The organism is Streptomyces sparsus, assembly GCF_054776295.1.
Genome location: NZ_BAAHCA010000372.1, coordinates 1 through 4541 on the forward strand (window position 1 = coordinate 1; position 4541 = coordinate 4541).

At 73.8% G+C, this 4541-nt stretch carries 6 protein-coding genes; 1 reads left to right on the forward strand and 5 read right to left on the reverse strand.

The annotated features are described in order from the left end of the window. The coding region (locus tag ACYVE9_RS16580) for a rhodanese-like domain-containing protein (protein ID WP_461028638.1) at window positions 1–182 on the reverse strand (182 nt) is incomplete at its 3' end. 274 nt (window positions 183–456) lie between these two features. On the opposite strand from ACYVE9_RS16580, the gene ACYVE9_RS16585 reads away from it, so the two are divergent. Further along, entirely contained in the window at window positions 457–1272 is an 816-nt protein-coding gene (locus ACYVE9_RS16585; RefSeq protein ID WP_461028639.1) for a VOC family protein, read from the forward strand. A 22-nt stretch (window positions 1273–1294) separates the two neighbouring features. Here the strand turns inward: ACYVE9_RS16585 and ACYVE9_RS16590 are convergent, their stop codons facing one another. The 4 genes from ACYVE9_RS16590 to ACYVE9_RS16605 form a co-directional block, all read right to left on the reverse strand. Further along, window positions 1295–1966 carry a thymidine kinase gene (locus ACYVE9_RS16590; RefSeq protein ID WP_461028640.1) on the reverse strand — a complete coding sequence of 224 codons (672 nt, stop codon included), beginning with the start codon at window positions 1964–1966 and terminating at the stop codon, window positions 1295–1297. Between the two features lie 55 nt (window positions 1967–2021). Continuing rightward, complete coding sequence (locus tag ACYVE9_RS16595) at window positions 2022–3230, reverse strand: alkaline phosphatase family protein (protein ID WP_461028641.1); 1209 nt, start codon at window positions 3228–3230, stop codon at window positions 2022–2024. Beyond that, window positions 3230–3814: a DUF5998 family protein gene (locus tag ACYVE9_RS16600; protein ID WP_461028642.1), complete on the reverse strand. Its 585-nt coding sequence runs from the start codon at window positions 3812–3814 to the stop codon at window positions 3230–3232. The genes ACYVE9_RS16595 and ACYVE9_RS16600 overlap by 1 nt, the downstream gene beginning before the upstream one ends. Before the next feature lie 29 nt (window positions 3815–3843). After that, the coding region (locus ACYVE9_RS16605) for an acetate--CoA ligase family protein (protein WP_461028643.1) at window positions 3844–4541 on the reverse strand (698 nt) is incomplete at its 5' end.

A 4541-nucleotide genomic window follows, 5' to 3' on the forward strand; every position in this document is an offset into this window, starting at 1 on the left:
CCCGGCGCGCCGGCCAGGTCCGTCTCCAGGTCCACGTAGCGGGCGCCCGGCAGGTGGCCGGCCTCGTAGGCGGACCGCCCGGGCGGTCCGCCGAGCTCCCAGCGAACGTCGAGCAGCACCGGGCAGAGTGGGCCGTCGAGCGGCTCGGCAGCGAGCTCGGCCGCGCTGATGAGAGGTGTCATGCCGGCATTCTCGCCCAGCGGCCGGGCCCGGGGCACGGCCCTCCCCACCCACCGGGCCCGGCCGGTGACATGCCTGTGACGAAAAATCCGGTCAAACCCCGGACCGGCGGGAAGAAGTACGGTGCGGGGGGGTACACCTCCCTGTGGGGATGCGAGCATCACCGGTACAGACACACTACGCACACGGCGGATCACCGCCCGCAGCAGTTCGACGCCCGCAGTGCCCACGGCACCGCACGACCGCATCGATGATGGTCCGAGGAGACGACAGAAGATGACCGAGGCAGTGACTCGGCCCGCCCCGGGTACGCCCTGCTGGGCGAGCCTGATGGTGCACGACCTGGCCGCAGGCCAGAAGTTCTACAGCGAGCTGTTCGGCTGGGAGTTCCGGGACGCACCTCGACAGGGCGGGCCGTTCGTCCGGGCCCACTTCGGGGACGTCGCGGTGGCCGGGCTGGGCGAGATCACGCGCGGGCAGGCGGCCTCGGTCGCCTGGCTGCCGTACCTCGCGACGGACGACGCCGACGCCACCTGCTCCGCGATCCGCGAGTGCGGCGGCACCGTCGCCGTCGGGCCGCTGGACTCCGGGGAGGACGGCCGGCTGGCGATCGCCTCCGACCCCAGCGGCGCGGTGTTCGGGATCTGGCAGGCGGGGCGCCACAGCGGCACCGAGCCCGACGGCCGGCCCGGCACCACGGTGTGGGACGAGTTGGTCACCCGGAACGCTCGGGCGGTCGTGCCGTTCTACCGGTCGGTGTTCGGTTTCGAGACCGAGCGGCTCGACACCTACAGCGGCAACGAGTACCAGGGCCTGCTGCTGAACGGCCAGCTGGTCGGCGGGATCCGCGGCGTCGGCGACTCACTGCCGCAGGAACGCGGACCGCACTGGACGACGTACTTCGCGGTCACCGACACGGACGACGCGTGCCGCCGGGTCACCGAGCTGGGCGGCGGAGTCCTGCACGAGCCGCGCACCTCCCCCTACGGGCGGTTGGCGCACGTCGTCGACTCCGAGGGCGCGCCGTTCGCGGTGATCCAGCTGAGGGACCCGCAGGACGCGGTGAAGCGCCCCAAGCGCCCCCCGCTGTAACGCGGCCGTCCGGGGCGGCGGGTCAGCGGCGCGGTGCCGGCAGGGTCACGCCGTCGACCGGCAGCACGTCCGGGGAGAGTGCGCCGGCACCTGCGGCGGCGGCCGTCAGCCGTCGCCGGTGGTGCCGGCGGCACAGCACCTCGTAGCCGACCTCGCCGGCCGGACGCCCGACGTCGCCGACGACCACCTGGGCGCCTTCCACGACCATCTGCCCGTCGACCGTGCGCGCGTTGTGGGTGGCCCGCGCACCGCACCAGCACAGTGCCTCCACCTGGAGCACCTCCACCCGGTCGGCCAGCTCGATGAGCCGCTGGGCGCCGGGGAACAGGCGAGTGCGGAAGTCGGTGGCGATGCCGAAGGCGAACACGTCGATGCCGAGGTCGTCCACCACGCGGGCCAGTTGGTCGATCTGGTCGGCGGTGAGGAACTGCGCCTCGTCGGCGATGACGTAGTCGGTACGGCCGCCCGCGGTCAGGTGCGCGACCAGGTGGGCGTGGAAGTCGAAGCCGTCACGGGCCTCCACCGCCTCGGTGACGAGCCCCAGCCGCGACGAGAGCCGCCCCTCCCCCGCCCGGTCGTCCCGCGTGAAGATCATGCCCTGCAGGCCGCGCGCGGACCTGTTGTGCTCGATCTGCAGGGCAAGCGTGGACTTGCCGCAGTCCATGGTTCCGGAGAAGAAGACCAGCTCGGGCATGCGGTGTTGCGGCCTTTCGGGACGACGAGGGGTGCGGTGCCGGCGGGTGGGCCCCTCAGGTGCGCACTTCCAGCAGCGGGACGAGCTGCTCGGCGGGGGTCAGGGAACCGTGCATGCCGACCAGCGCGGACTCGTTGGGTTCGGTGCGGGTGGCGACCACCGCGGCGGTGCCGTCCATGGCCACGACCACGTCACCGAGGCGGCCGTAGACCCGGTCGTCGACGCCCTTGCCGGGCGGGCCGAACCAGCCCAGCTCGATCGCCTCGTCCCGGGTGGCGACCCACGCCTGGTCGGCGAGCACCTCCCGCCACACCGCGTACACGTCGCGGACCGCGCCGGGAACGGCGTAGAGGTGCCGGGCCCGGCCCTCGCCGCCGAGCCGCGAGACGCCCGCGCTCAACTCCCGGTCCTCGTCGAAGTCGAAGCGGTGCTCGGACTCCAGGGGCACGTCCACCATGCCGTGGTCGGCGGTGACGTACAGCGCAGAGCGCGGCGGCAACTGCTCGGCCAGTCGCTGTGCGAGCCGGTCCACGTAGGCGAGTTGGGACCGCCAGGCGTCGGAGTCGACCCCGTGCCGGTGGCCGTTGCCGTCGAGGTCGGCGTAGTACGTGTAGACCAGGGAGCGGTCGCCGCAGGCGAGGCGGGCGGCGGCCAGGTCCATGCGCTCCTCGCCGGTGAGCCGGCCGAAGAAGGTCCCGCCGGACAGCGCGACCCGGGTGAGCGGGGTGTGCTCGAAGTGCGGGGCGGAGACCTGGCAGGTCTCCACGCCGGCGTCGTGGGCCTGCTGGAACACCGTCGGGTACGGCTGCCAGACGTGCGGGTCCGTCCACGGCTGCCAGCGCAGCTGGTTCATCAGCCCGCCCGTGTCGGGGTCGAGCACGGTGTAGCCCGGCAGCCCGTGGGAGGCGGGAGCGAGGCCGGTACCGACCGAGGCCAGCGAGGTCGCCGTGGTCGAGGGGAACCCGGAGGTGATCGCGGTGCCCGTGCCGTTGGCGGAGGTGGGCAGCAGTGAGGTCAGGAACGGCGCCTCCGCCGGGTGGGCGCGCAGGATCTCCCAGCCCATGCCGTCGACGAGGAAGACGCAGACCCGGTCCGCCGGTTCCAGGGTGAGGCGGGCGTCGCACCCGGGCACGTGCTGACCGGAGGCGATGGCCGGCAGCAGATCGGCGAGCGAGGCGTCGTGGTAGCGGGGGGCGGGCGCGGCGCGCGGGTCGAGCGGTTCGGGCTCGGGCAGCGCCGGGCCGCGGGTGGCGGGCTGTGCCATCAGCGGGAGTTCACCGTCGCTTCGGACAGTGCCTGGGCGAAGGTCAGCGCCTGCCGCACGGTGTCCGGGCCGTCGCCCGCCTCGCTGACCCGCAGCGAGAGGTCGTCGGCCGTGGTGGAGCCCGTGTAGCCGTGGTCCGCCTCGCAGTTGGGGTCGCCGCAGGCCGCCGGCTCCAGGTCGATGCGGTTGACCGCGCCCCAGCCGATGGTCAGCACCACCTCCCGGGGCAGCGTGCCCGGGGTGTAGGACTCCGGGTTCGCGACCACCCGGCTCAGCACCACCGAGGAGATCCGCTCCAGCTTCACCGACTCCGTGGAGGTGGTGGCGTACGGCACGGACGACTCGCCGTCGGCCGCCTGCTCGTCGGTGTGGCTGACGATGAAGCGGGTTCCGGTGAGGACCAGCACCGTGACATGGCGGCGCACCTCGTTGGAGTCGAACGTCGTCTCCTGGTGTACGACGAACGACGCGACCGGCTCACCGCCCACCGCGAGCTCCACCGCCTCGGCCACAAGGGCGGGGTAGTAGCCACTGCGCTCGATCGCCGCACGCAGTCCCTGCGTCGTCGTTCCGGTCTTCGCCATGCGGCCCATCCTACGGGGGTCGAAGGGGGTCAGTACGCGGGCAGACGGCGGGGGCCGAGGTCGGTGGTGGCCGGGGGCGGAGCCAGGCGCACCGCAGCACTGAGGACGGCGAGGCCGTGCGGGGCCACGACGACGGGGTCCAGCTCGACCGAGACGATCCGCGGGTGGTCGTCGACGAGCAGCGAGACGCGCAGCAGCAGGTCCTCCAGGGCCGCGGTGTCCACCGGCTGCGAGCCGCGCCAGCCGAACAGCATGGGAGCGGTGCGGATGCCGCGCACCAGTCCGGCCGCCTCCCGGTCGGTGACGGGCACGAGCCGGTAGGCGAGGTCGCCGAGCAGCTCGGAGGGCGGGCCGGCCAGCCCGAAGGAGAGCACCGTGCCGATTGACGGGTCCACGGCGGCCCGCACCACGGTGTCCACGCCGCGCGGCGCCATCGCCTGCACCACCGGGCGCAGCTCCGCCGGGGAGCCGAGGTTGTTGGTGAGCTCGGCGTACGCGCGGCGCAGCTCGGCCTCGCCGGCGAGGTCGAGTCGTACGCCGCCGAGGTCGGCGCGGTCCTTCAGGTGCGGGGCGGTGGTCTTCAGCGCGACCGGGTAGCCCAGGGTGGCGGCGGCGGTGGCCGCCGTGTCGGCGTTCGGGGCGGGCACGGCCGGCGAGACGGTGATGCCGTAGCCGTCGAGCAGGGCCGCGGTCCGCGCGGAGTCGAGCGGGATACTGGCGGGCGGGC